The following is a 25,637-nucleotide window of genomic DNA, read 5'->3' on the forward strand; positions in this document are numbered from 1 at the left end:
CGAGGGCCATGAGGGCATGACGAAGGAGACGCAGTGACGATGCACACTCTGTCCGTGCTGGTGGAGAACAAGCCGGGTGTCCTGGCTCGGGTCTCCGGCCTGTTCTCCCGGCGCGGCTTCAACATCGACAGTCTCGCGGTCGGCGAGACGGAGAACCCGGACGTCTCCCGGATCACCATCGTGGTCAATGCCGAGTCCTCCCCGCTGGAGCAGGTCACCAAGCAGCTCAACAAGCTGGTGAACGTGCTCAAGATCGTCGAGCTGGACCCGCAGGTGTCGGTTGCCCGGGAGCTCCTGCTGGTCAAGGTCCGCGCGGACCGTGCGGCCCGCGGTCAGGTCCTGGAGACGGTCAACCTCTTCCGGGCCCGGGTCGTCGACGTCGCGCCGGACACGCTGACCGTCGAGGCCACCGGCACCCCCGACAAGCTCGACGCGCTGCTGCGTGACCTCGAACCGTTCGGCATCAAGGAAATGGTCCAGTCCGGACAGGTGGCGATCGGGCGCGGCTCGCGTTCCATCACCGCCGGTCCCGCGCTGCGCGCCGCCTGACCCCGCACCACAGACCACGACGGGCCGACGGGCACCGCCGTACGAAAGGGAAACCATGAGCGTTGAGGTGTACTACGACGACGACGCCGACCTCGGCCTGATCCAGGGCCGGAAGGTCGCCGTGATCGGCTACGGCAGCCAGGGCCACGCCCACGCGCTGTCGCTGCGCGACTCGGGCGTCGACGTGGTGATCGGCCTGCCGGAGGGCTCCAAGAGCCGGCCCAAGGCCGAGGAGCAGGGCCTGCGGGTGCTCACCCCGGCGGAGGCGGCGGCCGAGGCCGACGTGATCATGATCCTCGCCCCGGACACCGCCCAGCGCACCATCTACGCCGAGTCGATCGCGCCGAACCTGGCCCCCGGCAAGGCGCTGTTCTTCGGCCACGGCTTCAACATCCGCTACGGCCTGATCAAGCCCCCCGCCGAGGTGGACGTGGCGATGGTGGCCCCCAAGGGTCCGGGTCACCTGGTCCGCCGGCAGTACGCCGACGGCAAGGGCGTGCCGTGCCTGGTCGCCGTCGAGCAGGACGCCAGCGGCAACGCGCTGGCGCTGGCCCTGTCGTACGCGAAGGGCATCGGTGGCACCCGGGCGGGCGCGATCCGGACCTCGTTCAAGGAGGAGACCGAGACGGACCTCTTCGGCGAGCAGGCCGTCCTCTGCGGCGGCGCGGCGGCCCTGGTGCAGACCGGCTTCGAGGTGCTCACCGAGGCGGGCTACGCCCCCGAGGTCGCGTACTTCGAGTGCCTGCACGAGCTGAAGCTCATCGTCGACCTCATGTACGAGGGCGGCATCGCGAAGATGCGCTACAGCATCTCCGACACCGCCGAGTACGGCGACCTCTCCCGGGGCCCGCGCGTCATCGACTCCCGCGTCAAGGAGGAGATGCAGAAGATCCTGGGTGAGATCCAGTCCGGCGAGTTCGCCCGGGAGTGGGTGGCCGAGGACGAGGCCGGGCGGCCCAACTTCGCCAAGTGGCAGGCCGAGGGTGCGGCGCACCCGATCGAGGAGACCGGCGCGAAGCTGCGCGGCATGATGAGCTGGGTGGACCGCCCGATCACCGAGACCGCCTGACCCGACGCGCGGTCCGACCGCCGGCGGGCTCTCGTCCCCGACGTGCGGCCGGCCGGCGGTCCGGTGTCGACGTTCTCCGCGACGTCCACGCCGGACCACCGGCCGCGCCACCCGGCCCGGTCGGCCTCCTAACCGCGCCCGCACCGCATGATCCACTCGACGTCATTGAAGTCGGCCCCTTCCGGAGCCAGGACACCCCGACTTCAGTGAAGCCGAGTGGATCATGCTGTTTTCGATCCGGCTCCCGCCTGGCCGTGAACGATCGTTAATCCGCACGTCACGCGCTGTTTGTGAGGGCACTCACCCCGTTGTCCGCGGTACGCCGCCCGGCCCGCCCCCTACGATCCCAGGTAGGTGCGCAGCCGGCACCTGACGGCCATGGCACGGACCAGCGCGGGGCGCAGCGCCGCCCCCCGCCGCCCCGCCGCCCGCTCTGACGACATCTACGAGGACCAATGAATCCTGTCGTACTGATCGCCGAAGAACTCGCTCCCGCCGCCATCGAGGTGCTCGCCCACGACTTCGACGTCCGTCACGTCGACGGCACCGACCGCCCGGCCCTGCTCGCCGCGCTCTCCGAGGCCGACGCCGTCATCGTCCGCAGCGCCACCCAGATCGACGCCGAGGCGATCGCCGCCGCGCCGCGGCTGAAGGTGGTCGCCCGCGCCGGCGTCGGTCTGGACAACGTCGAGGTGCCGGCCGCCACCGCCCGGGGCGTCATGGTCGTCAACGCCCCCACCTCCAACATCGTCTCCGCCGCCGAGCAGGCCCTCGCGCTGCTGCTCGCCGTGGCCCGCAACACCGCCAGCGCCAGCGCGGCGCTCAAGGCGGGGGAGTGGAAGCGGTCGAAGTACACCGGCGTGGAGATCCAGGGCAAGACGGTGGGCGTGGTCGGCCTCGGCCGCATCGGTGTGCTGTTCGCGCAGCGGATCGCCGCCTTCGGCACCCGGCTCATCGCGTACGACCCCTACATCCAGCCGGCCCGCGCGGCCCAGCTCGGCGTGCGCCTGGTCGGCCTGGAGGAGCTGCTGCGGGAGAGCGACTTCATCTCCATCCACCTGCCGAAGACCCCGGAGACCGTGGGCCTGATCGGTGAGAAGGAGCTGGCGATCGTCAAGCCCGGCGTGCGGATCGTCAACGCCGCCCGGGGCGGGCTGGTGGACGAGCAGGCCCTCGCGGACGCGATCGCCGAGGGCCGGGTCGCCGGCGCCGGCGTGGACGTCTACGCCAAGGAGCCGTGCACCTCGTCGCCGCTGTTCGCCTTCGACAACGTGGTGGCCACCCCGCACCTGGGCGCCTCGACGGGAGAGGCGCAGGACAAGGCCGGCCTGGCCGTCGCCAAGAGCGTCAAGCTCGCGCTGCAGGGCGAGTTCGTGCCGGACGCGGTCAACGTGCAGGCCGGCGGTGTCGTCGCCGAGGACGTCCGGCCGCTGCTGCCGCTGGCCGAGAAGCTGGGCCGTGCCTTCACGGCCGTCGCCGGTGGCGTCGCCGCCAGCGTGGTCGTGGACGTGCGCGGTGAGGTCGTCAACCACGACGTCTCGGTGCTCAAGCTCGCCGCCACCAAGGGGCTGTTCAGCTCCGTCGTGGAGGAGCAGGTCACCTACGTCAACGCGCCGCACCTGGCCGCCGAGCGCGGCGTCGAGGTCACCCTGACCACCCAGGCCGAGACGGTCGACCACCCGAACCTGGTGACCGTCCGCGGCGCGCTGCCCGACGGCCGTACGGTCAGCGTCTCCGGCACCGTCACCACCGCCGGCACCCGTGACGTCCTCAAGTTGACCGAGGTCGACGGCTTCGACGTCGAGATCGGCGCGGAGGGCATCCTGGTCTTCCTGCGCTACGTCGACCGGCCCGGCGTCGTCGGCACCGTCGGCACGCTGCTCGGCGAGGCCGGCATCAACATCGCCGCGATGCAGGTGGCCCGTCGGGAGGCCGGCGGTGAGACCCTGATGACCCTCACGGTCGACCAGGCGCTCGGCGCCGACCTGCTCACCTCGGCCGCCGACTCGATCGGCGCGGTCGCCGCCAGCGCCGCGGACCTCCGCGACGAGTAGGCACGCACGACAGCGGGGGCCCGGCGATCCGCCGGGCCCCTTCGTCGTACGCGGGCGTCGTCAGCCGGGCAGGCGCGCCGGCGGCGGATAGACCGAGCCGTCCTGCGCGTCGAAGAGCATCAGCCCGTTCTCCCCGGCCAGGCGCTCGATGTCGAGCAGCACCTGGTCCTCGCAGGTCGGGTGCAGGTTCAGCTCGACGTGGTCGTTCGCCGCGTGCAGCGGCGTGACCGCCCACGGGGTGTCCGCGCCCGGATGCCGGTCCGAATAGGACGCGGTGATCGCCCGGTAGAACCGCACCACCCGTGGGTCGGGGTAGCGGTCGACGTGCTGTCCCCGCCGGCACCGCTCCACCGCTGCCCGTACGTCCTCGGGCGTCGCCCCGTCCGCCAGGGCCCACACGCTCAGATCGAAACTCACGGCGGACAGAGTGCCATTCGTCGTTCACCGGTGCGCAACTGCCCCGCCGCAGGCCAACCGGTCGGATGAACCGATCCTGGCCGGACGGTCCGGAGTGGAGACTCTTGCGTCGAGTTGCGTCGATTCGCTAGCGTACCCGTGCGGTCACTGGCCGAGGTCGCGACATGGACCCGTCTTCGGGTGACGACGTCGATGCCGCGACCCGACCGGCCCGCACCCCTCGATTGCGCGAGCCACGCGCACTCGTCGCTGACCGGCCCTCACGGTCGTTGCCGAGACCGTGGGGGCCGATCGCGGCCCGAGGGTGCGTCTCCCCGACGGCGGTGTCAGCGCCGGTGGGCGAAGAGCGCGCGGTAGTCGGACCCGTTGGGGAACCACGCCAGCCCGGTCGGGCCGGCGGCGTAGAGGGCGGTCGCGTACGCGTCGGCGACCGAGAGGTCCGGGCCGACGACCGTCGCGGCGACCAGCTGGTTGGCGGGCTCCCCGGTGTGCGGGTCCACGACGTGTCCCTGCCGGCCCGTCACGCCGGAGGTGCCGACCGCGCCCGCCGTCATCTCCAGCACCAGCGGTGCGCGCCGCCGGTCGGTGGGGTGGTGCACGGCCACCCGCCACGGGCCGCCGTGCGCCGCGTGCCCGCGTACGACGAGGTCCGCGCCGGTGAGCACGGCGTAGTCGTGGATGCCGGCGGCGCGCAACCGGGCCGCGGCCCGCTCCACCGCCCACCCGCCGAGCAGGCCGCCCGGGTCGAAGCCGCCGGGGACCGCCCATGCGTCGAACCAGCCGTCGGTGGCCGCCCGCATCGCGGCGCAGCGGTCGACGAGGTCGGTCAGGGGCGGGTACGAGTCGGCGCTGATCTCGCCCCGGCGCAGTCGGGAGACCAGGCTCTCGGGGCGGGTCGGCCCGTAGGTGAGGTCGATGGCGCGCAGTTCCGCGACGGCGTCCCGCAGCGCGTCGCCGACCGCCCGGCGGCCCAGCCAGCCGGGAGCGTTGAGCAGCAGCGAGTACTCGGCGGTGGCGGTGCGCACGTTGTGCTGCACGGAGATCCGGTCCACGGTCGCGACGCCGGAACGGTCGACACGGTGACTCAGGGAACCGAGCCGAAGATCCGGTCGCCAGCCCTGCCGGAAGGCCGTCGGGTCGACCCAACGGGTCCGTGGCTGCTCGTCGATCCGCATTGCACTGCTCCTCACCCGAGCGGTCCCGCTGTGGTCGCGTCGCCGCGCGCGGGCCCCCGTGACCCGCTGGCCATCACCCTAGGCAGGGCACATGACCGCACCATGAATGTCACCTGGGAGGCTCCTGTGCATTCGGGTTTCCCGTATCGTGGAACCGTTGTACCGGGAGGCGGGACGGGGGCGTACCGTCGGGCGGACGGCCGGACGAAGGAGCACGACGTGGCACGGATCGCGGTGGTGGCCGGGGACGGTATCGGCCCCGAGGTGGTCGCGCAGGCCCGCAAGGTCATCGACGCCGTCCTTCCCGGGGTCGAGGCCACCGAGTACGACCTGGGCGCGGCGCGCTACCACCGCACCAGCGAGGTCCTTCCGGACTCGGTGCTGGAGGAGCTGGCCGGGCACGACGCCATCCTGCTCGGCGCCGTCGGCGATCCCACCGTCCCGCCGGGGGTGCTGGAGCGCGGGCTGCTGCTCAAGCTGCGCTTCGCCTTCGACCAGTTCGTCAACCTCCGGCCGTCGCGCCTCTGGCCCGGCACCGCCGGCCCGCTGGGCGGCGTCAAGCCCGGCGAGGTGGACCTGGTGGTCGTCCGCGAGGGAACCGAGGGCCTGTACGCGGGCGCCGGCGGCAGCCTGCACCGGGGCACCCCCGCCGAGATCGCCACCGAGGAGAGCCTGAACACCCGACACGGGGTGGAGCGGGTCATCCGCGACGCGTTCGCGCGGGCGCGGCGCCGCGAGCGGCGCAAGGTCACCCTCGTGCACAAGACCAACGTGCTGACCCACGCCGGGTCACTGTGGGCCCGCACCTTCGACGCGGTGGCCGCCGAGAACCCCGACGTGTCCACGGAGTACCAGCACGTCGACGCCGCCGCGATGTTCCTGGTGACCCAGCCGCAGCGCTACGACGTGGTGGTCACCGACAACCTCTTCGGTGACATCCTCACCGACATCGCCGCCGCCGTCACCGGCGGCATCGGGCTCGCGGCCAGTGGCAGCATCAACCCCGATGGGACGTACCCGTCCATGTTCGAGCCGGTCCACGGCTCCGCGCCGGACATCGCCGGGCGGGGCGTGGCCGACCCGGTCGCCGCCGTGCTCTCCGCCGCTCTCCTGCTCGACCAGCTCGGCCACGTCGACGCCGCGGCCCGCATCACCGCCGCCGTCGGCACCGAGCTGGCCGGCCGCGTATCGGGCGTACCGGTACGTACCGAGGAGGTCGGGGACCGGCTGGCCGCGCACGCCGCCGTCTAGACCCTCCACCGGCCGATCAGGCCGGCCCGGTCGCCGGCCCCACCCGGCCGGCGACCTCCCTTCCGACCCGACTCGACCCGGTCCGGTCACTCCGGCCCGCCGGTGCCTGCTCCGATCACGGGGAGTGCGCGGCGGGCCACCCGTCCGGCGCCGTGAGCGCGTCGGAGCGGCGCTACCCGGTGAACGACCGTTCGGGGTAAGTTTCTCGCACCCTACTTCTCGGCATGCGGACCCGTGTGCCGTTCTCTCGCAGGAGGTCAGCGCGATGAGCGGTGGTGACAAGCTCGATTTCGAGATCCGTCCGAATCTCACGGCGGTACCCGCCGCCGAACGGGCCGCCCTGCTGGCCAACCCGGGCTTCGGGCGGGTCTTCACCGATCACATGGTGACCGTCCGCTACGCCGAGGGTAAGGGCTGGTACGACGCCCGGGTCGAGGCGCGGGCGCCCATCCCGATGGACCCGGCCGCGGCCGTCCTGCACTACGCGCAGGAGATCTTCGAGGGGATGAAGGCGTACCGCACGGCGGACGGTGGGGTCACCATGTTCCGGCCGGAGGCGAACGCCGCCCGGTTCGCCGAGTCGGCCCGTCGGATGGCGATGCCCCCGCTGCCGGAGCAGACCTTCGTCGAGTCGCTGCACCGGCTCATCGAGATCGACCGCGAGTGGATCCCCGAGGGCGAGGACGGCAGCCTCTACCTGCGACCGTTCATGTTCGCCAGCGAGGTCTTCCTCGGTGTGCGGCCGGCCAACGAGTACCTGTACCTGGTGATCGCCTCGCCGGCCGGGGCGTACTTCGCCGGTGGGGTCAAGCCGGTCACAGTCTGGGTCTCGCCGGACTACACCCGCGCCGCGCCGGGCGGCACCGGTGCGGCCAAGTGCGGCGGCAACTACGCCGCGTCGCTGGCCGCCCAGGCCGAGGCGATCGAGCACGGCTGTGACCAGGTGGTCTTCCTGGACGCCGTCGAGCGGCGCTTCGTCGACGAACTGGGCGGCATGAACGTCTTCTTCGTCTACGACGACGACACCCTGGTCACCCCACCGTTGACCGGCACCATCCTGCCCGGCATCACGCGGGAGTCGGTGCTGGCCCTGGCCCGGGACGCCGGCCACCGGGTCGAGGAGCGGCCGGTCACCTTCGCCGACTGGCAGGCCGACGCGGCCAGCGGCCGGCTGCGCGAGGTGTTCGCGTGCGGCACCGCGGCGGTGGTCACGCCGATCGGCACGGTCCGCTTCCCGGACGGGGAGTTCCTCGTCGGTGGCGGTGAGCCGGGCCGCGTCACCATGGCCCTGCGCCAGCAGCTGGTCGACCTCCAGCGTGGCAAGGTCGCCGACCCGTACAACTGGGTCCACCGCGTCCTCTGAGGTGTAAGGAAGGGCCCCTTCTTAACGCCTGGCGTTAAGAAGGGGCCCTTCCTTACACCTCGTCGAGCAGGTGGTCGCGGAGCGCGGTGAGCTGGGCGTCGGTGACGCCGGCGTGGCGGAGGTAGTCCTCCACCGAGCCGTGGCCCTCGCGCAGTTCGGCGAGGAACAACAGCATCGCCTGCTCCGGGCAGGTGAGCGGGGGCAGGCCGGGGCGCACCTGTTGGCCGGTGGAGGCGAACCACGCCATGAACCGTTCGCCCGCCTCGGTGCTCAGTGCGTAGTCGGCGGCGATGTCCTCGTCCGGGACGCCCAGCAGGGCGAGGGTGAGGCCGCAGACGATGCCGGTGCGGTCCTTGCCGGCGACGCAGTGCACGACGACCGGGGCGTTCGCCGAGTCCGCGATCAGCCCGACCGCCTCGGCCAGCCCGGCGGTGCCGGTCGCGGCGAGGTCGGCGTACCGGTCGGCGAGGTAGCGGGCCAGGTCGGCGCCGGGCTCGTACGGACGCTCGTGCCACTCGGCGTGCTCGGGATGGATGTGCCGCCAGGTCAACCCGTCGAAGTCGGGCACCCGGCCGTCCCGCTCGACCTCGTACGGCCGTCGGAGGTCGATCACGGTCCGTACGCCGAGGGCGGCGAACGCCTCCCGGTCGGTGTCGTCGATGCGGTGCAGTGAGTCGGAGCGGTAGAGCCGGCCCCGCCGCACCGTCCGGCCATCGTGCCCGGTGTGGCCGCCGACGTCGCGGAAGTTGAACATCGCACTGAAGGGGATCCTGCGGTCCGTACCGGTGGTGTCCACGTCGACACGGTAACGGCCGGTGGGGCTTAGCCCCACCGGCCGCTGAACAGGATCAACCGTTACCTGGCGGTACCCGGCGGAATGGCCGAGTACGTCTCGCCGTAGTAACCACCGAGCTTGTCCCGGTAGGCCGGGTCGGTGTCGGCGGTCTCGTCGTACTCGGGCGCGGCCTTGACCTGGTCCTTGCTCCGGTCGACGTAGACCTTCCCCTCGTCGTGGTCGACGTGGTTGACGGTGCCGGCAGGGATCATGACCTTCTTGCCGAAGATCCACGGGCCGGTGTCGACCACGAGGTAGCTGGAGTTGACGTCGTGGCTGGCGCTGTCCACCTTGCCGATGCCGCCGTCACTCGCCTCCACCTTGTAGCCCACCAGGTCGGCGTCGGTCACGCCGGCCTCGTCCCGGTAGCGCCACGGGTCGAAGGTGCCACCGGGCGCGTCGCCCGGAAAGGCTCCCTGACCGCCGTGGACGAGCGGATCCGGCGTCCCGTGCGTCGTTCGAGGGTCGAGCCGCTCCATGGCGTTCACTCCCTTTCTCGACTTTCTCGGGGGATGTTGTCTGTCGTACGGTTCCTACCCGCCTGTGGCGATCGCTACACGCCGGCCACCAGCGCAATCAGGCGAGTGCGGCCTCGGCGTCGAGGGTGACCGCGGCGGCGTGCACGACGGCGGCGATGCGCAACCCCTCGTGCACCTGCTCACGGCTGAAACCCGCGTTGCGCAGCGTCTTCTCGTGCGACTCCAGGCAGACTCCGCAGCCGGTGATCGCCGAGACGGCGAGGCACCACAGCTCGAAGTCGGCCTTCTCCACGCCGGGTCGGGCGATGATCTGCATCCGCAGCCGGGCCGGGATCGACTGGTACTGGTCGTCGCCGATCAGGTGCTTGGCCCGGTAGTAGACGTTGTTCATCGCCATGATGGCGGCGGCGCCCTTGGCCGCCTCGACCGCCTCGGGGGTGAGGTGGGTGCCCGCCTCGTCGGCGATCTCCTTCAGCACGACCGCGTTGCGGGCCGCGACCGCGCAGGCCAGCGCGGTGCCCCAGGCCTGCTCCGGCTTCAGGGTCGACGTGCTGATGGTGGAGCCGAGGTTGAGCCGGATGTCCTTGGCGTACTCGGGCAGGGCCGCCTTGATCGCGTCGAGACCCATGTCAGGCACCGGTGCCGGCGAGGAGGGAGTTGGCGTCGAGGGTCGCGCCGCCCTTGTTCCAGTTGCACGGGCACAGCTCGTCGGTCTGCAGGGCGTCGAGGACCCGCAGGACCTCCGAGACGTTGCGGCCGACCGAGCCGGCGGTCACCATGGCGAACTGGATCTCGTTGTGCGGGTCGACGATGAAGGTGGCCCGCTGAGCCACGCCGTCCTCGCCGAGCACGCCGCAGTCCGTGGTCAGCTCGCGCTTGATGTCGCTGAGCATCGGGAACGGCAGGTCCCGCAGGTCGGGGTGGTCCTTGCGCCACGCGTAGTGGACGAACTCGTTGTCCACCGACACGCCGAGGACCTGGGCGTCCCGGTCGGCGAACTCGCCGTTGAGCCGGCCGAACTCGGCGATCTCCGTCGGACAGATGAAGGTGAAGTCCTTCGGCCAGAAGAAGACCACCCGCCACTTGCCCTCGTGGGACTTGTGGTTGATCGTCTCGAACGCCCGGTCGGCGTCGAGCGACACGCAGGCGGTGAGTTCGTACTCGGGGAAGCGGTCACCGACAGTGAGCATAGGTCCTCCTCAACAGCGGCACGAGGCCGTTAACTGGATTGTTTCCAGATACTTCCGCAGTGGTGTTTCCGCCGGTTGGCGGCTGGTTGACTTGTGAAGTCGATCACCGGCGGCGTGTCCGGCCCCGAAGCGCCCCCGCGTTCGCTACGGACACCCTGCGTCACCCGTCCCGTCATGTGGATTTCTGCTCCCAAAACCGCGCCGGGGTGGCAGAGTATCGACCGTGACCAGCACCGTTCTGATTACCGACGGCTAGCGCGCCGGCCCCTCCGCCGAGCGCGCAGACCTCCTGCATTCGCGGGGGGTCTTTTTGTTGCTCCCGACAGCCCCCGACGAAGGGAACCCCATGACCTTCCAGGTGTACGACACGACCCTGCGCGACGGCGCGCAGCGCGAGGGGCTCAGCTACTCCGTGGTCGACAAGCTGGCGGTGGCCGCGCTGCTCGACGAGGTCGGCGTCGGCTTCATCGAGGGAGGCTGGCCCGGTGCGGTCCCCAAGGACACCGAGTTCTTCCGGCGTGCGCGTACCGACCTCACCCTGAAGCACGCCGTGCTGGTGGCGTTCGGGGCGACCCGGCGGGCCGGCGTCGCGGTCGCGGACGACCCCCAGGTGCGCGGGTTGCTCGACGCGCAGACGCCGGCGATCGCCCTGGTGGCCAAGGCGGACCTGCGGCACGTCGAGCGGGCGCTGCGCACCTCCGCGGGCGAGAACCTGGCGATGATCCACGACACCGTCACGCACCTGGTCGCCGAGGGACGCCGGGTGTTCGTCGACGGCGAGCACTTCTTCGACGGGTACCGGCACGACCCCGCGTACAGCGCGGCGGTCGTCGAGACCGCGCTCGCCGCGGGCGCCGAGCGTTTCGTGCTCTGCGACACCAACGGCGGCATGCTGCCCTCCTGGGTGACCGCCGCGATCGCCGACCTCACCGACCGGACCGGTGTCGCCCCCGAACTTCTCGGCATGCACGCCCAGAACGACACCGCCTGCGCGGTGGCCAACACGATCGCGGCCGTCGAGGCCGGGGTCCGGCACGTCCAGGGCACCGCCAACGGGTACGGCGAGCGGCCCGGCAACGCGGACATCTTCGCCGTCGTCGCGAACCTCCAGCTCAAGCTCGGCATGCCGGTCCTACCGGACGGCTGCCTGGAACAGATGGTGCGGGTCTCCCACGCCATCGCCGAGATCGCCAACATCGCCCCCGACACCCACCAGGCCTACGTCGGGGCCGCGGCCTTCGCCCACAAGGCGGGTCTGCACGCGAGCGCGATCAAGGTGGATCCGCTGCTCTACAACCACGTGGAGCCGGAGACGGTCGGCAACGACATGCGGATCCTCATCACCGAGATGGCCGGCCGGGCGAGCGTCGAGCTCAAGAGCCGCGAGCTGGGCCTGGACCTGGCCGGCCATCCGGAGACCCTGTCGAACGTGACCAACCGGGTCAAGGAACTGGAGGCCAGTGGGTGGTCGTTCGAGGCGGCGGACGCCTCGTTCGAGCTGCTGGTCCGCTCCGAGCTGCCGGGCGCCGCCCTGGCCCGGCCGTTTGCGCTGGAGTCGTACCGGGTGCAGGTCGAGCACCGCGAGGACGGCGCGGTGGTCTCCGAGGCCACCGTGAAGATCCGCGTACGGGGTGAGCGGGTCATCGCCACCGCCGAGGGGAACGGCCCGATCAACGCCCTCGACGAGGCGCTACGGGTCGGGCTCGCCAAGCACTACCCGGAGCTGCGCGACTTCGAGCTGGCCGACTACAAGGTCCGCATCCTGGAGGGCAGCCACGGCACCGGTGCGGTGACGCGGGTCCTGGTGGAGACCTCCGACGGCGCGGGCCGCGACTGGACGACCGTCGGGGTGCACCCGAACGTGGTGGAGGCGAGCTGGCACGCCCTGGTCGACGCCCTGACGTACGGCCTGGACCGGGCCCGGGTCTGACGTGTCCGGAGGGGCCCTCCGGGGCCCTTCCTCACACCCCCGCGGGCAGAGCCACCTCGGCGAGCACCGCACGGTGGTCGCTGCCGGGCACGTCGTGCACGGACACCGCGCGGACGGCGATCCGCCGGTCGACGAGCACGTGGTCGATGGTCACCGGGGGAATCGGGTCGCCGTCGTAGGGGCCCCACGTGCCGACCAGTCCCGCTCCGGCGGCGTCGGCCGCGTCGACGTACCCGGTGTGGAGCAGGTCGCGCAGCGGCGTGTGGTCGAGGGTGGCGTTGAAGTCGCCGGCGAGGATCCGCAGCGGTCCGTCCGGGGTGGCCGGCGGCTGCGCCGCGAGATCGGTTCGCCAGTGCCCGACCTGGTCGATCGCGTACGGTGCCGCCGGGTGCGCCGACTCCACCCGCACCGGCGGGGCGCCGGGGACGGCCACCGTGCCGTACGCCTGGTCGAAACCCCAGCCTCCGCGATTGTGCCGCACCCCGCCCTCGCCGATCGGGAAGCGGGCGTAGAGGCCCGAACCGACCGTGCCGACCTGCGGATGGAGCTGCCGGTGGGGGAGCAGCTCGGCCAGGCCGAGCCGGTCCAGCTCGGCCTGCGCGCCCGGGGTGAACTCCTGCACGGCGAGCACGTCGACGCGGTGCCGGCGGACGAGGTCGACCAGGGTCCGCGCGTCGGCCGCCCCGGCGAGCAGATTGGCGGTCAGCAGCCGGACGGTGGGGCCGCCCGCGTCGGGCTGCGGCGAGGACAGCATCCGGGGCACCACCAGGACGACCAGCACGGCCGTGGCCACCGCCGCGACCGCCGCCGTCCACCGCCGCCGCAGGGCGACCGCCAGCACCAGGGGGGCCAGGCTGCCCGCCGCGGCGTACGGGGTGAAGGCGAGGACCTGGACTCCCGGTCCCCGGTCGAGCCCGAGCAGTCGGGCGCCGGCCCAGAGCACGGCCGGTGTGACCGCGAGCCAGCAGAGCGCCGTGATGACCCGGCGGGTGCGCGGGCGGTGCTCCTCGATCATGGCGAGGAGCCTAGCCGGAGCGCCCTGCGACCGGGTGTCCCACGCATTTCATGAATGGCGAAGCGCTCGCTTCTCACAATTTTCCGGCTGTATCGCAATGCCCCCCAAAAGCGTGATCCACTATTGACGCCCGGCTTTTTGCGGTGCTAGTTTCCACGTGGTTGGGACGTCGCAACTCTGAGTAGTAATACCAGGTCAGAGTCCGAAAAATATTGAGCGGTTCCATGTTCGAGGTGCGCCGGGGCGTGGTCGTCCCGTCGAATACCGCTCGATGCCGCAAGCCGAACGAATCGAGAAAACCGTTTCGCAAAAGCGGAACGGTCGGCCCCGCACGCTCCAAGGGAGACCTGTCATGGTGAACATTCTCAGACGCAAGGCAGCGGTGGTGACGCTCGCCGTCGCGGCGCTCAGCCTGGCCGGTGGTGGCGTCGCCATCGCCCAGCCGGCGGCGAAGGCCCCGGCCGAGGTGGCGCAGGCGCCGGTCCGTCAGCCCGGCTCGAACGGGCAGCCTCCGGCGACGGGCGAGTCGGCCCGCAAGGCCAAGGCCGCCGCCCAGCGCGTCACCACCCTCGCCACGGCCCCGGGCACGGTGTCCTTCGCCGTGGTCAACGCCAACGGCACGCTGGCCCGGTCGTCGGGTGGCGTCGTCTCGTTCAAGTTCTCGACCGTCACGTACGGCCCCGGCCAGTACCAGGTCTCCTTCCCGTACAACGTCTCCGCGAAGGCGTTCGTGGCGACGATCGGGGACGCCGGCCCCGGCTTCGTCCCGCCGGGCGGCGAGGTCTCCGTCGCCCCCCGCACCCTGCCGCTGACCAACTCGGTCTTCGTGCAGACCCGCAACTCGGCCGGTGTGCCGACGGACCTGCCGTTCCACCTGGTCGTCGCCAACTGATCCGCACCGTCTCGACGGCGTCGGCCCCGCACGTGGGCCGGCGCCGCCGGTCGTTCCAGCCCCGGTCGGTCCGGGCTGACGGGATCGTGATCCCTCGTGCCGGTCTGGGAGCCTTCGGCCCGCACCGGGCCGGTTAATCCGACGTTTGTCCGACCACCGCCACGGGAAGCAAGCACCGTGACGGACATCTCGGACACCCTGGCCAGCGTGCCCAGCCCGGTCGATCCCGACGCGACCGGCGCCGAGCTGGAACAGACCCTCTTCGAGGTCAAACGCGTGATCGTCGGGCAGGATCGCCTCGTCGAGCGCCTGCTGACCGCCCTCGTCGCCGACGGGCACTGCCTCCTGGAGGGCGTTCCCGGCGTGGCGAAGACCCTCGCCGCGCACACCCTCGCCACCGTCGTCGGCGGCACCTTCTCCCGGATCCAGTTCACCCCCGACCTCGTCCCGTCGGACATCGTGGGCACCCGGATCTACCGGGCCTCCAAGGAGTCCTTCGACATCGAGCTGGGGCCGATCATGGCGAACCTGGTGCTCGCCGACGAGATCAACCGGGCCCCCGCGAAGGTGCAGTCCGCCCTGCTGGAGGCGATGGCGGAGCGGCAGGTCTCCATCGGTGGGCGCAGCTGGGAGGTGCCCCGACCCTTCCTGGTGCTGGCCACCCAGAACCCGATCGAGTCCGAGGGCGTCTACCAGTTGCCCGAGGCGCAGCGCGACCGGTTCCTCATGAAGGTCGTCGTCGACTATCCGAGCGACGCCGACGAACTCGCCATCCTCTACCGGATGAGCGCCGACCGGCCCACCGCGCGCCGGGTGCTCGACCCGCAGCGCCTGCTCGAGCTGCAGGCCCGCGCCCGGCACGTGTTCGTGCACCACGCCCTCGCCGAGTACGTCGTCCGGTTGATCCTGGCCACCCGGGACCCCGGCCGGTTCGGGCTGCCCGAGGTGGCACGACTGCTCGCGTACGGTGCGAGCCCCCGGGCCACCCTCGGCCTGGTGGCGGCCGCGCGGGCGCAGGCGCTCCTGCGGGGACGGCTGTACGTGCTGCCCGAGGACATCCGCGAACTCTCCGTCGACGTGCTCGCCCACCGTCTGGTGCTCTCGTTCGACGCGGTCGCCGACGGGGTGTCCGCGGAGTCGGTGGTCCGGCGGCTGGTCGACGCCGTACCACCGCCCCGCATCGCCACCGGCCACCCGGAACACGCGGCCGACCTGGCGGCGGCATGAGGTGGCGCGGCAGCGTCCCGGCGCCCGCGCCGGTCGCAACCGTCCCGGGCCCCGTCGACCCGGGCCTCGCCGACCTCGCGTCGGACGAGCGGCTGCGGCGGCTGGAGCTGACCGTGACCCGGCGGCTCGACGGACTGCTGCACGGGCAGTACCGGGGCCTGCTGCCCGGACCGGGCAGCGAGATCGCCGGCAGCCGCGAGTACCGCCCGGGCGAGGACGAGGTGCGCCGGATGGACTGGGCGGTCACCGCGCGGACCACCGTGCCGCACATCCGTGAGGTCGACGCCGACCGGGAACTGACCACCTGGCTGCTGGTCGACGCCAGCCCGAGCATGGAGTACGGCACGGCCGACCTGGACAAGCGGGAGCTGGCGGTGGCCGCGGTGGCGGCGGTCGGCTTCCTCACCGCCGGGGTCGGCAACCGCCTCGGCGCGCAGGTGCTCACCCCGCAGGGGCTGCGCCGGTTCCCGCCCCGCAGCGGGCGTACGCACCTGCTCGGCCTGTTGCGGGCGCTGCTCAACGCCCCACGCGTCGGCGGGTACGACGAGGACGCCGTGCCGCTCGCGCCACCCGACCTGGTGGAGGCGCTGGCCGCCGTCCACCGGGTGGCCACCCGGCGTGGCCTGGTCGTGGTGGTCTCCGACTTCCTCGACGGGCTGCCCGACGACCCGGGGCAGGCGCCCCCGTGGGAACGCAGCCTGCGCCGGCTCGCGGTACGCCACCAGGTGCTGGCCGTCGAGGTCACCGACCCCCGCGAACTGGAGTTGCCGGACGTCGGCCTGATCACGCTGGTCGACCCGGAGACCGGCCGGCGGCGCGAGGTGTGGACCGGCGACGCGGGCCTGCGCGAGCGGTACGCGGCCGCCGCGGCGGCCCAGCGCGACCAGGTGCGCCAGGCGTTGCGCCGGACCGGGGCGGCCCACCTGCCGCTGCGGACGGACCGCGACTGGGGCGCCGACATCGTGCGGCACGTGCACGCCCAGCGCCGGCTGGCGGCCGCCCCGGCCGGCGCGGCCCGGGGAGGTGTCGCGTGAGCTGGCAGTCACCGGTCCGGCTCTGGCTGCTCCTCGGGGTGCTCGCCCTGGTGGTCGGCTACCTGCTCATGCAGCGCCGGCGCAGCCGGTACGCGGTCCGCTTCACCAACCTGCGGCTGCTGGACCGCGTCGCCCCACAGCGGCCGGCCTGGCGGCGGCACGTGCCGGCCGGGCTGTTCCTGGCGATGCTGGCGCTGCTGGTGGTCGGGTTCGCCCGGCCCACGGCCGAGGTGCGCGTACCCCGGGAACGGGCCACCGTGATGGTCGCCGTCGACGTCTCCACGTCGATGCTCGCGCGCGACGTCGAACCGGACCGGCTCACCTCCGCCAAGGACGCCGCCCGACGGTTCGTCGACGGGCTGCCCGAGGAGTTCAACGTCGGTCTGGTCGCCTTCGCCGGTAGCGCGGCCGTGCTGGTGCCCCCGGGCACCGACCGGGAGGCCCTGCACGAGGGGATCGAACGGCTCGTGGAGGGTGCCACCGGCGTCCAGGGCACCGCCATCGGCGAGGCCATCAACACGTCGCTCGGCGCGGTCAAGGGCTTCGACGGTCAGGCGGCCCAGAATCCGCCGCCGGCCCGCGTCATCGTGCTCTCCGACGGCGCGAACACGTCCGGAATGGACCCGATGGAGGCCGCGGCCGACGCGGTCGAGATGAAGGTCCCGGTGCACACCATCTCGTTCGGCACCCCGTCGGGCTTCGTCGACCGGGGCGGCCGGCCGATCCAGGTCCCGGTGGACGGGCAGACCCTGCGGGCGGTGGCCGAGGAGACCGGCGGCCTCTTCCACGAGGCGAGCACCAGCGACGAGCTGCAACAGGTCTACGAGGACATCGGCAGCTCGGTCGGGTACCGCACCGTGCGCCAGGACGTCTCCGCCCGGTTCATCGGCCTCGGGCTGGTGTTCGCCATGGGCGCGGCGTTCGGGTCGATGCGGTGGTTCTCCCGACTGCCCTGAGCCGTACGGCCACCGTCGAGCGTGAACACGTGAGGAGCGTACGCATGGCAGTGCAGACCGGGCTGGGCGAGCCGCGCGGCCCCTGGTTCATCTCGCCCGAGCTGGGACCGGACGGGCGGTCGCGGTGGGACGGACCCGGATCGGACCGCGATCCGGGTGGACGGCGGTCCGGTCGGCTGCTCGCCGCGCTGGCCCTGGTGGCGGTCTCCGCGACCACGGGCGCGCTGGCCGGCGGCGTGGTGGCCAGTCGGGAGGGCACGCCCGGGCCGGCGGCGGCCTCGGCCGCCGCGGTGCCGGCGGAACTCGTCACCGCCGCCGGGAAGACCGTGCCGGGCGTGGTGTCCGTGCTGGTCGGCAGCGGCGGGAGCGCCTCGGCGACCGGGTCCGGCTTCGCCGTCGACGACCAGCAGCACATCATCACCAACGACCACATCCTGGCCCGGGGGCGGGGTGGGCCGGTGACCGTGGAGCTGCCGGACGGGCGGCGGCTCGCCGCCGAGGTCGTCGGCCGGGAGCCGCGCAGTGACCTGGCGGTGCTCCGGGTGCCGCCGTCGGCGGGACTCTCAGCGCTGCCGCTGGCGAAGCCCGGTGCGACGCGCGTCGGCGAGCCGGTGCTGGCGGTCGGATCCCCGCTCGGTCTGTCCGGAACGGTCACCGCCGGGATCGTGAGCGCGCTGGACCGTCCGGTACGTCTCGGCGACAACCGGCACACGGCCGTGCAGACGGACGCCTCAATCAACCCCGGCAACTCCGGTGGCCCGCTGGTGAACGCGCGCGGCGAGGTGGTCGGCGTCAACACCGCCATCGCCACCATCGACGGCAACGGCTCGATCGGCATCGGCTTCGCCATTCCGATCGACCAGGTCCAGCAGACCGCCGACACGATCATCGGAAAGGGCGGTTGAGCTGCGCTGAGTCATCGTCCGACCACGCCAGAACGTGAAAACTGTCGGATTTCCGGCGGGTAATGATCGGACCATGGAAATATTACGCTGAGTATGGATACTGGCGTGGGTGGAGCGTCCTGTCATCGTGGCCCTCCTGCTGATGGGCCTGATCATCGGCACCGGTGTGGGGTCGTCGTACGCCCGGGCACGACGTGGGTGGACCGACTACCAGACCGCGAGGAAGACCGTGCCCGGCGCCCGTCGCGCCGCGTGGCTGCTGATCAAGGTGGTCACCACGAAGATCGGGGTGATCGCGCTGCTGCTGGTCGGGGCGGTCGCGTACGCCGCCGCCGACTCGGACCAGCCCGCCACCGACCCGTCGCCCGCCCCGTCGGTGTCCCCGACGACGACCCGGGTGGCGCGCTGACCCACCCGGTGCCCCGCCCGACGGGCGCGTCGGGCGCTAGCCTCGGGGTGTGGACGACGGACTGCGGGTGACCGACCGGTGGGTGGTGCCCGCCGCCGAGCTGCGCGAGCGTTTCTCCCGCTCGTCCGGCCCGGGCGGGCAGGGCGTCAACACCACCGACTCCCGGGTCGAGCTGAGCTTCGACCTGGGCACGTCGCCCGGCATCCCGGCGTCCCTGCGCGCACGGGCCCTGGAGCGGCTCGCCGGACGGCTCGTCGACGGTGTGCTGACCGTGGCGGCCAGTGAGCACCGGGCCCAGCTGGCCAACCGGGAGGCCGCCAGGGAGCGGATGGCCGCCCTGCTGCGCGAGGCGGTCGCCCCGCCACCGCCACCGCGCCGCCCGACCCGTCCGTCACGGGGCGCCAAGGAGCGCCGGCTGGCCGAGAAGAAGCGCCAGTCGCAGCGCAAACGCGATCGCCGCGTCGACGGCGACTGACCCACGCGTGTCACTCCTGCTGGACGGGCTGCGCGCCGGAGCGTGACGCCGGGTCGCCGGTGGGGGAGGAGAGGTCGTCGCGCTGTCCACCGGCTCCGCCCGCCACCTCGACCGCGACCAGCAGCAGGACGGTCCCCACCAGCGCGCCGAGCGCCCTCAGCGGGCCGACCGGAGCGGTCAACGGGATCAGCACCGCCACCGCCGCGGCGGTGAGCAGCCGGCGCCGGCGCCACCCGCCCGTGGCCAGCCGCCAGAACGCCTCGTCGGCGACCAGGTAGAGCAGCACCCCGCCGACCAGGGCCAGGTGGGGCACCACGCCCAGCGGCGGCACGTCCACGAGGAGAGGCTGGACGCCGAGCCCGGCCATCGTCTTGCGGAGGCCGAGGGAGACCAGCACGATGCCCGCGATCATCGGCAGGTGCAGATAGGCGTACGCGTCCCGGGCCAGGGCGCTCCGTGCCCGTCCCGTCCGGCCCGCCAGGGCGTGCTCACCCACGTCCGCGTCACCGCCGAAGTAGATCCACCACAGGGCACCCAGCAGGGCCGTGCCGAGGACGGCGGCGACGACGATGCGACCCGACACCGGCGTGTAGACGACGGCCGCGCCGATGGCGATGACCGCCTCACCGAGACCGATGATGACGATGAGACCGAAACGGTCCGACCAGTGCGGTGCGGACCAGATCCGCCAGCGGGCGATGTCGACGAGCCGGGCACCGCCCAGGTCGACCGCGATCGCCACCAGCCAGAGGGCGATCCGCGGCGGCGAGAGCAGCCGGATGTCACCCACCGGTTCCGGTACCAGGGCGGCCGCGAGAAGCACGGCGAGCGCGACCAGTGTGGGCCACGTCGTGGCGACGGCCTGCGCGCGCCGGTCCGGGTCCTGCTCCCGCCACGCCGTCACCCACAGGGCGGCGATCTGCGACAGGCGGAGGACCGCGTAGCAGGTGACGAAGACCAACGGCCCGGAGAGCCCACCCCGGGCGTCGGCCAGAGCCTGCGGCACGGCGATGCTGATCACCGCGGTCACGGCGACCACCACCACCATCACCACCCGCACCACGGCGGCCTCCGACCGGACCGCGCAGGCCAGCCAGACGTACGCGCACCACGCCCACCAGAGCACGGTGAGCACCAGCAGACCCCGCAGCAGACCCGACCAGGTGGGATCCTCCGCGAGCAGGGCGGACACCTGGAGGAACGCGTACACGAAGACGAGGTCGAGGAAGAGTTCCTTCGGTGTGACCCCGCCCCCCGCTTCCCCGGCCGGCCCCATCTCCTGGTGGAGGATCCGGTGGCGATGCCGGAAGACGGTCGTGTCCGCCAGCGCCATCGTCCCGGTGGCGGCCACCAGCAGACACAGTTGGCCGAGCACCGGCAGATTGACGGCGACGGGCAGCAGGCCCAGGGTCAGGACGATGCCGAGCAGCGGTGAGCGGCCGATGAAGCGCAGGGTCCGTACCTCGAAGGCGAAGAGGCCGATCAGGTAGAGCGCCACGCCGCCGTAGAGCACCAGCGGTCCGAGCAGCGTCGGCTCGGACGGGACGCGCAACTGCGCGAGAGCCGTCTTCAGGCCGAGGGAGACCAGGATCAGCCCGCCCATCATCGGCAGGTGCAGATAGCTGTAGGCGTCCCGCCCGAGCCGGGCCCGCCGCGCGCCGGAGATCCGCTCCAGCGCCTGCTCGGCGGCGAACCGGGCGATGTCGAAGTACGTCCACCACAGCGAGCCGACGAGCAGGACGCTGACCAGCACCCCGGCGATCACCGGCCAGGTCAGCGGCTGGGCGACGGCGGCGCCCTGACTGAGCCCGATCGCGATGATCGTCTCACCGAAGCCGATGAGGATGATCAGACTGTGCCGTTCCGCCCAGTACGGGATGGAGCGCAGCCGCCAGGCACCCGTGCCGATGGCGAAGATCACGCCGTACTCGACGGTGAGGGCGAGGACGACGAGACCGAACCGGATCACGTCCTGGACCAGCCGGTCGTCGACCAGCCCGGGCAGCAGGGCGGAGGCGAGCAGCAGCAGCATCCCCGCGGCGGCCGGCGGCCAGGCCCGCCGCATCTGCCGCAGCTTGGCCGGATCGTGGCGCAGCGCCAGCGTCGCGATGAGCAGCGGGCCGCCACGGGCCAGGACATAGCCCACCGCGAAGACCAGCGGCCCGGGCAGCCCGCCCGGCCGGTCCACGAAGGCCTCCCGGACGGTCAGCGCCATCACGAAGAGCGTGGCGGCCAGGCCGAACGTCACCGCTGGAAGCGCGCCCCGGGTGAGCCGGACGGCATTCCCCAGCCAGGCGTAGTGCACCCAGCACCACCACAGCAGTGCGAGCAGCAGCATGCCGCGCGGCACACCGGCGAGGTTGAACTGCTCGGCCGTCACGCTGGTGACGTTGAGGAACGCGTAGACGAAGACCAGGTCGACGAAGAGTTCCAGGCGACTCACGCCGGCCGCCCGCTCGGCCAGGTGGATCCGGCCGAAGTGCGCCACCGGCCCGGTGTTCCTCACCGGTCAACTCTGTCAAGCGGCGCGGCCACGGCTGCCCGGTTCGCCGGAAACCGCCCTATGCCGGGACGGCCTCCAGCAGCCGTGCGCGCAGCCCGGCGGCCCGCTCGGCGAAACCCCGCTGGGCGGTCGCGTACTCCGCCCGCCCCTCCGGCGTCTCCACCCGCACCGGCGGATACCCCAGGTCGGCGAGGTCGTACGGGCTGGCCCGCATGTCCAACGTACGGATCTCCCGGGCCAGCGCGAACGCGTCGGCGACCAGCTCACCGGGCACCAGCGGAGACAACTTGTACGCCCACTTGTAGAGGTCCATGTTGGCGTGCAGGCACCCGGGCTGCTCGTGGGCGTGCTGGCTCTCCCGCGTCGGGGTGAGCAGGTTCAGCGGCCGGGCGGGCGCGGTGAAGAAACGGTACGCGTCGAAGTGGCTGCACCGGACGCCCCGCTCCTCGACGACCTCGGCGGTGCGCTCCGGCGTGAGGCGCAGCGGCCACGCGTTGTGGCGTACCTCTTCCTGGGTCTGCCGGTAGACCATCGCCCACTCGTGCATCCCGAAGCAGCCCAGCTGGGCGGGCCGGTCGGCGGTGGCGGTGAGCAGCGCCCGGATCCAGGTGATCGACTCGGCGCGCCGCGCGCGTACGCCGTCGGTGTCGAGGGTGACCCCGGCGGCGCCGGCGCGGTAGTCCCGGCCGAACTCGGCCGGGTCCGCGTCGCGCAGCACCACCCCGGCCCCCGGATGCCAGCGGCGCAGCTGCGCCGGCCGGTGCGAGTAGTAGGTGAAGAGGAAGTCCTCCACCGGGTGCTTCTCGCCCCGGTGGCGGCGGGCCAGGTGCGGCGTCAGCCAGGCGTCGACCCGATCCTCGTGCGCCCGGCGCCGCTCCCGCCAGGTGCCCGCGTCGAGCAGGGTGGTGCGGGCGAGGGCGGCGGTCACCGGTCCAGGGTACGACCGCCGCCCGACGCACCGGTCAGGGCACGTCCACCCGCACACCGGCGGAGAAGACCCCGCTGCGCAGCTCCAACTGCTGGAGTGGCTTCTCGCCCTGCACCGTGAACACCAACGGCAGCACCATCCGGCTGCCCGCCGCCATCGGCTCGGCGAACACGTCCCGGCCCAGGTTGGCCATCCGGGTGGCCTGTTCGTCGGTGCTGACGAAGTTGCCGTCCGGCAGGTACGCCCGCTGCAACCGGCCGTGCCACGTCTGCCGCTCCGGTGAGACGTTGCGCACCCCGACGGTCGCCTCGCACCGCCGGGCGCTCCGCCCCGGCTGGCAGGCCACCCGGTAGACGGTGAACTCGAACGCCGACTCGCGCAGCGGCTCGCCGACCGTGCCGGCCACGCCCCGGCCGACCCAGGCGCCGGCGGTGGGCTGGCTGTCGGTGTCGATGGCCGCCACCCGGCGGGTGGCCGTCCAGGCGGCGGTGCCGGCCGTGCCGGTGAGCACCAGCACCACGGCCGGTACGAGCAGCCACGTCGAGGGCCGCCGTCGGCGCCGCGTGACGTCCGGCGTCGCCGGCCTCGGGTAGACGGTGCCCGGCCCGCCGGAGGCCAGCGCCGCCGCCGTCGGCCGGCGTCGCCGCCGGACCAGCCAGATCCCGCCCACGGCCAGCGCGGCCACCCCACCGAACCCGGCCAGCAGGGCCGCCGGCCGCCGCCAGACCGGCGTCACCTCGGCCCGTTGCGCCGATGCCGACGCCGCGTTCCAGGTCGCCGTCGCGCAGTCGTACGGCCGGCTGCCGACGCTGTCGAACGCGCACGCGGGCGCGGTCAGCGGACGGTCCGGCGCGACCGTCGTGAGCGTGGTCCCCAGCGTGGTGGTGCTCCGCGCCGGCACCTGAAGCCGCCACGTCACCTCGGTCGAGCCGGCGGTCCGGGTGGCCCGTCCGCCGTCGGTTATCGCGGTGGCCGACGAACCGGGTGGCAGCTCCTGCCGGACCGTGGTCGACACCGGCGCGGCTCCGTCGTTGCGCACCTGGATGCGGTAGCGCGGCGCGGGCGTGCTCTCCGGCGCGACCGCCACGGTGATCGGCGGTTTCGGCGGCGGCACCACCACCCGGGTCGGGCTGGGCAGCGCCGGCGGCGCCGACGGCCGGCCGGGTGCCGCCGACGGTGCCGCCGTGGGTTGCGCCGTGGGTTGCGCGGCCGCCGGGCGTGGCTCGGCCGCCGCCGCGGGTGGGGCCGCCGTCGGCAGTGCCGGAACGGCGGCGAGGATGCCGAGGCAGTGCACGAACACTGCGAGGGCCCTGTGGTGTCGTGTCGATGCAGGCATACGAACGAACCTCCGGAGCCGACGCTAGGGGCGGGATCGGTTCGTGCGGGTGAGAAGGCGGGAAGTCCGCCCCGCCGGGTCGGACCCGACGTAGGGTGCGCCGCCGCTCGTCCCATCCGTGGTGGCCCCGGTCGCGTCCTCCGTGGCCCGGGTCGGCCGGTCCGCCGTCGGGGCTAGTGTTGCCGGGTGCGTATCGCTCGTTTCGCTCATGCCAAGGGAATGTCGTTCGGGGTCGTCGAGGGCGAGGCGGAGGCCGGCCCGGCCGGGCTGACCATCGCCGAGATCGAGGGCCACCCGTTCGGGCAGATCCAGTTCTCCGGCGCCCGGTGGGCGCTCTCCGACGTCCGGCTGCTCTCGCCGATCCTGCCCAGCAAGGTCGTCTGCGTCGGCCGCAACTACGCCGAGCACGCCGCCGAGCACGGCAGCGAGGTGCCGAAGGAGCCGCTGCTCTTCCTCAAGCCCTCCACCTCGGTCATCGGCCCCCGGGACGCCATCCGGCTGCCGATCTTCTCCAAGCAGGTCGAGCACGAGGCGGAGCTGGCCGTGGTGATCGGCGCCCCGGGCGCCCGCCGCGCCGACCGGGCCGCCGCGGAACGGGCCATCTTCGGCTACACCTGCGCCAACGACGTCACCGCCCGGGACCTCCAGCGCACCGACGGGCAGTGGACCCGCGCCAAGGGCTTCGACTCGTTCTGCCCGATCGGACCGTGGATCACCACCGGCCTGGACGTGACCGACCTGGAGATCCGCTGCGAGGTGGGCCGCAACCCGGAGGAGATGGAGGTCCGCCAGATCGGCCGGACCCGGGACATGGTCTTCGACGTGCCGGCCCTGGTGTCGTACGTCTCCCACGTGATGACGCTGCTCCCGGGCGACATCGTGCTGACCGGTACCCCGGCCGGGGTTAGCCCGCTCACGGAGGGGGATACGGTCACCGTCCGGATCGAGGGCATCGGAGAGCTGAGCAACCCGGTGGTGCCCGTCGCCTGATCCGGCCAAAGAGACTGTTTCCGCAGCTCAGAGGCGGTTTAGGGGTATCGATTTGGCCTCGCGGCACGGGGAAGGTAAGGTTTGTACCCGGCGCCGCAAGGGGCCGATGGGGTATGGGGTAATTGGCAGCCCGACTGATTCTGGTTCAGTTAGTCTAGGTTCGAGTCCTGGTACCCCAGCGCAATCGTCGTTCGAGAGAACGGCGATCGCTGGATTCTGATGGAGTTCGCACCCGCCTCGCCAAAGGCGGGCGACGGGTCTGGTAGAGTTCGGCGGCGCCGCTCGCGAGGGCGGTGTAGCAGGGAAGGTTCTGGCCCCGTCGTCTAGCGGCCCAGGACGCCGCCCTCTCAAGGCGGTAGCGCCGGTTCGAATCCGGTCGGGGCTACAGAGGCAGTGACAGCCCGTTCCACTCAGGTGGGACGGGCTTCGTCGTGTTCGGGACCCTGCGGCCGTACCGTCCCCGTGGCCGCACGCGGGGCCGACCGGCGGCCCCCCGTGGTCGAGGGCGGGACCGGTGCCGCTAGACTACTGCGGCACCGCTCGCGAGGGCGGTGAAGCAGCAAAAGTGCCTGGCCCCGTCGTCTAGCGGCCCAGGACGCCGCCCTCTCAAGGCGGTAGCGCCGGTTCGAATCCGGTCGGGGCTACAGACCGCAAC

24 protein-coding genes and 3 tRNA genes are annotated in these 25,637 nt (G+C 72.5%); 17 read left to right on the forward strand and 10 right to left on the reverse strand.

The genetic code is table 11. From position 1 onward, the window contains the following. Window positions 1-33: 33 nt before the first annotated feature. From ilvN to serA, 3 genes are all read left to right on the forward strand, one after another. Window positions 34-549, forward strand: coding sequence for an acetolactate synthase small subunit (ilvN, locus tag ACTMSW_RS03345; protein ID WP_357029636.1), 516 nt, complete (start codon window positions 34-36; stop codon window positions 547-549). Beyond that, window positions 443-1,618, forward strand: coding sequence for a ketol-acid reductoisomerase (gene ilvC, locus ACTMSW_RS03350; RefSeq protein WP_441178923.1), 1,176 nt, complete (start codon window positions 443-445; stop codon window positions 1,616-1,618). Before ilvN ends, ilvC begins: the two co-directional genes overlap by 107 nt. A 455-nt stretch (window positions 1,619-2,073) precedes the next feature. Then, on the forward strand, window positions 2,074-3,672 hold the full coding sequence (serA, locus tag ACTMSW_RS03355; RefSeq protein ID WP_441178924.1) for a phosphoglycerate dehydrogenase: 1,599 nt from the start codon (window positions 2,074-2,076) through the stop codon (window positions 3,670-3,672). A 60-nt stretch (window positions 3,673-3,732) separates the two neighbouring features. Here the strand turns inward: serA and ACTMSW_RS03360 are convergent, their stop codons facing one another. Further along, on the reverse strand, window positions 3,733-4,089 hold the full coding sequence (locus ACTMSW_RS03360) for a hypothetical protein (protein ID WP_441178925.1): 357 nt from the start codon (window positions 4,087-4,089) through the stop codon (window positions 3,733-3,735). A gap of 326 nt (window positions 4,090-4,415) precedes the next feature. Continuing rightward, window positions 4,416-5,264, reverse strand: a complete 849-nt coding sequence (locus ACTMSW_RS03365; protein ID WP_441178926.1) for an FAD:protein FMN transferase — start codon at window positions 5,262-5,264, stop codon at window positions 4,416-4,418. A 219-nt stretch (window positions 5,265-5,483) separates the two neighbouring features. On the opposite strand from ACTMSW_RS03365, the gene ACTMSW_RS03370 reads away from it, so the two are divergent. Both ACTMSW_RS03370 and ACTMSW_RS03375 read left to right on the forward strand, forming a co-directional pair. Continuing rightward, window positions 5,484-6,515 carry a 3-isopropylmalate dehydrogenase gene (locus tag ACTMSW_RS03370; protein WP_441178927.1) on the forward strand — a complete coding sequence of 344 codons (1,032 nt, stop codon included), beginning with the start codon at window positions 5,484-5,486 and terminating at the stop codon, window positions 6,513-6,515. Window positions 6,516-6,780: 265 nt separating this feature from the next. Beyond that, window positions 6,781-7,878 (forward strand): branched-chain amino acid aminotransferase, encoded by a 1,098-nt coding sequence (locus ACTMSW_RS03375; protein WP_441178928.1) that lies wholly within the window; start codon window positions 6,781-6,783, stop codon window positions 7,876-7,878. A 52-nt stretch (window positions 7,879-7,930) separates the two neighbouring features. On the opposite strand, the gene ACTMSW_RS03380 is transcribed toward ACTMSW_RS03375, so the two are convergent. From ACTMSW_RS03380 to ACTMSW_RS03395, 4 genes are all read right to left on the reverse strand, one after another. Then, on the reverse strand, window positions 7,931-8,674 hold the full coding sequence (locus tag ACTMSW_RS03380) for a tyrosine-protein phosphatase (protein ID WP_441178929.1): 744 nt from the start codon (window positions 8,672-8,674) through the stop codon (window positions 7,931-7,933). Between the two features lie 59 nt (window positions 8,675-8,733). Beyond that, window positions 8,734-9,192, reverse strand: coding sequence for a PRC-barrel domain-containing protein (locus ACTMSW_RS03385; RefSeq protein ID WP_441178930.1), 459 nt, complete (start codon window positions 9,190-9,192; stop codon window positions 8,734-8,736). Between the two features lie 97 nt (window positions 9,193-9,289). Then, on the reverse strand, window positions 9,290-9,820 hold the full coding sequence (locus ACTMSW_RS03390; RefSeq protein ID WP_441178931.1) for a carboxymuconolactone decarboxylase family protein: 531 nt from the start codon (window positions 9,818-9,820) through the stop codon (window positions 9,290-9,292). 1 nt (window position 9,821) lies between these two features. After that, entirely contained in the window at window positions 9,822-10,382 is a 561-nt protein-coding gene (locus tag ACTMSW_RS03395) for a peroxiredoxin (protein WP_441178932.1), read from the reverse strand. 346 nt (window positions 10,383-10,728) lie between these two features. Between ACTMSW_RS03395 and cimA the strand changes: the two genes are divergently transcribed. Further along, a complete protein-coding gene (cimA, locus tag ACTMSW_RS03400; protein WP_441178933.1) occupies window positions 10,729-12,312 on the forward strand; it encodes a citramalate synthase in 1,584 nt (527 codons plus the stop codon). Between the two features lie 31 nt (window positions 12,313-12,343). Here cimA and ACTMSW_RS03405 read toward each other — a convergent pair whose 3' ends face one another. Then, the gene (locus tag ACTMSW_RS03405) at window positions 12,344-13,327 is read right to left on the reverse strand and encodes an endonuclease/exonuclease/phosphatase family protein (protein ID WP_441178934.1); all 984 of its coding nucleotides are present in this window, start codon (window positions 13,325-13,327) and stop codon (window positions 12,344-12,346) included. A 352-nt stretch (window positions 13,328-13,679) separates the two neighbouring features. On the opposite strand from ACTMSW_RS03405, the gene ACTMSW_RS03410 reads away from it, so the two are divergent. The 7 genes from ACTMSW_RS03410 to arfB all read left to right on the forward strand — a co-directional run bounded on the left by ACTMSW_RS03410 (window position 13,680) and on the right by arfB (window position 19,225). Continuing rightward, entirely contained in the window at window positions 13,680-14,219 is a 540-nt protein-coding gene (locus ACTMSW_RS03410) for a hypothetical protein (RefSeq protein ID WP_441178935.1), read from the forward strand. Window positions 14,220-14,396: 177 nt separating this feature from the next. Further along, entirely contained in the window at window positions 14,397-15,446 is a 1,050-nt protein-coding gene (locus ACTMSW_RS03415) for an AAA family ATPase (RefSeq protein WP_441178936.1), read from the forward strand. Next, window positions 15,443-16,480: a DUF58 domain-containing protein gene (locus ACTMSW_RS03420; protein ID WP_441178937.1), complete on the forward strand. Its 1,038-nt coding sequence runs from the start codon at window positions 15,443-15,445 to the stop codon at window positions 16,478-16,480. Before ACTMSW_RS03415 ends, ACTMSW_RS03420 begins: the two co-directional genes overlap by 4 nt. Further along, entirely contained in the window at window positions 16,477-17,436 is a 960-nt protein-coding gene (locus ACTMSW_RS03425; RefSeq protein ID WP_441178938.1) for a VWA domain-containing protein, read from the forward strand. The genes ACTMSW_RS03420 and ACTMSW_RS03425 overlap by 4 nt, the downstream gene beginning before the upstream one ends. A gap of 44 nt (window positions 17,437-17,480) precedes the next feature. Further along, entirely contained in the window at window positions 17,481-18,341 is an 861-nt protein-coding gene (locus ACTMSW_RS03430) for a S1C family serine protease (protein WP_441178939.1), read from the forward strand. Between the two features lie 109 nt (window positions 18,342-18,450). Continuing rightward, window positions 18,451-18,750, forward strand: coding sequence for a hypothetical protein (locus ACTMSW_RS03435; RefSeq protein ID WP_441178940.1), 300 nt, complete (start codon window positions 18,451-18,453; stop codon window positions 18,748-18,750). A gap of 49 nt (window positions 18,751-18,799) precedes the next feature. Further along, window positions 18,800-19,225: an alternative ribosome rescue aminoacyl-tRNA hydrolase ArfB gene (gene arfB, locus ACTMSW_RS03440; RefSeq protein ID WP_441178941.1), complete on the forward strand. Its 426-nt coding sequence runs from the start codon at window positions 18,800-18,802 to the stop codon at window positions 19,223-19,225. 10 nt (window positions 19,226-19,235) lie between these two features. Here arfB and ACTMSW_RS03445 read toward each other — a convergent pair whose 3' ends face one another. From ACTMSW_RS03445 to ACTMSW_RS03455, 3 genes are read right to left on the reverse strand one after another with little or no spacing between them, the layout of a single operon-like run. Then, window positions 19,236-21,731 (reverse strand): low temperature requirement protein A, encoded by a 2,496-nt coding sequence (locus tag ACTMSW_RS03445; protein WP_441178942.1) that lies wholly within the window; start codon window positions 21,729-21,731, stop codon window positions 19,236-19,238. A gap of 55 nt (window positions 21,732-21,786) precedes the next feature. Continuing rightward, window positions 21,787-22,656 (reverse strand): 3-methyladenine DNA glycosylase, encoded by an 870-nt coding sequence (locus ACTMSW_RS03450; protein WP_441178943.1) that lies wholly within the window; start codon window positions 22,654-22,656, stop codon window positions 21,787-21,789. A 34-nt stretch (window positions 22,657-22,690) separates the two neighbouring features. Then, a complete protein-coding gene (locus tag ACTMSW_RS03455) occupies window positions 22,691-23,992 on the reverse strand; it encodes a hypothetical protein (RefSeq protein WP_441178944.1) in 1,302 nt (433 codons plus the stop codon). Window positions 23,993-24,178: 186 nt separating this feature from the next. On the opposite strand from ACTMSW_RS03455, the gene ACTMSW_RS03460 reads away from it, so the two are divergent. From ACTMSW_RS03460 to ACTMSW_RS03475, 4 genes are all read left to right on the forward strand, one after another. Next, complete coding sequence (locus tag ACTMSW_RS03460) at window positions 24,179-24,982, forward strand: fumarylacetoacetate hydrolase family protein (RefSeq protein ID WP_357038120.1); 804 nt, start codon at window positions 24,179-24,181, stop codon at window positions 24,980-24,982. 107 nt (window positions 24,983-25,089) lie between these two features. After that, window positions 25,090-25,161, forward strand: a tRNA-Gln gene (locus ACTMSW_RS03465). 133 nt (window positions 25,162-25,294) lie between these two features. After that, window positions 25,295-25,367: transfer RNA gene (locus tag ACTMSW_RS03470), tRNA-Glu, on the forward strand. A gap of 186 nt (window positions 25,368-25,553) precedes the next feature. Beyond that, window positions 25,554-25,626: transfer RNA gene (locus ACTMSW_RS03475), tRNA-Glu, on the forward strand. Window positions 25,627-25,637 lie beyond the last annotated feature (11 nt).

This window comes from Micromonospora sp. BQ11 (assembly GCF_052068135.1).
Lineage (GTDB): Bacteria > Actinomycetota > Actinomycetes > Mycobacteriales > Micromonosporaceae > Micromonospora.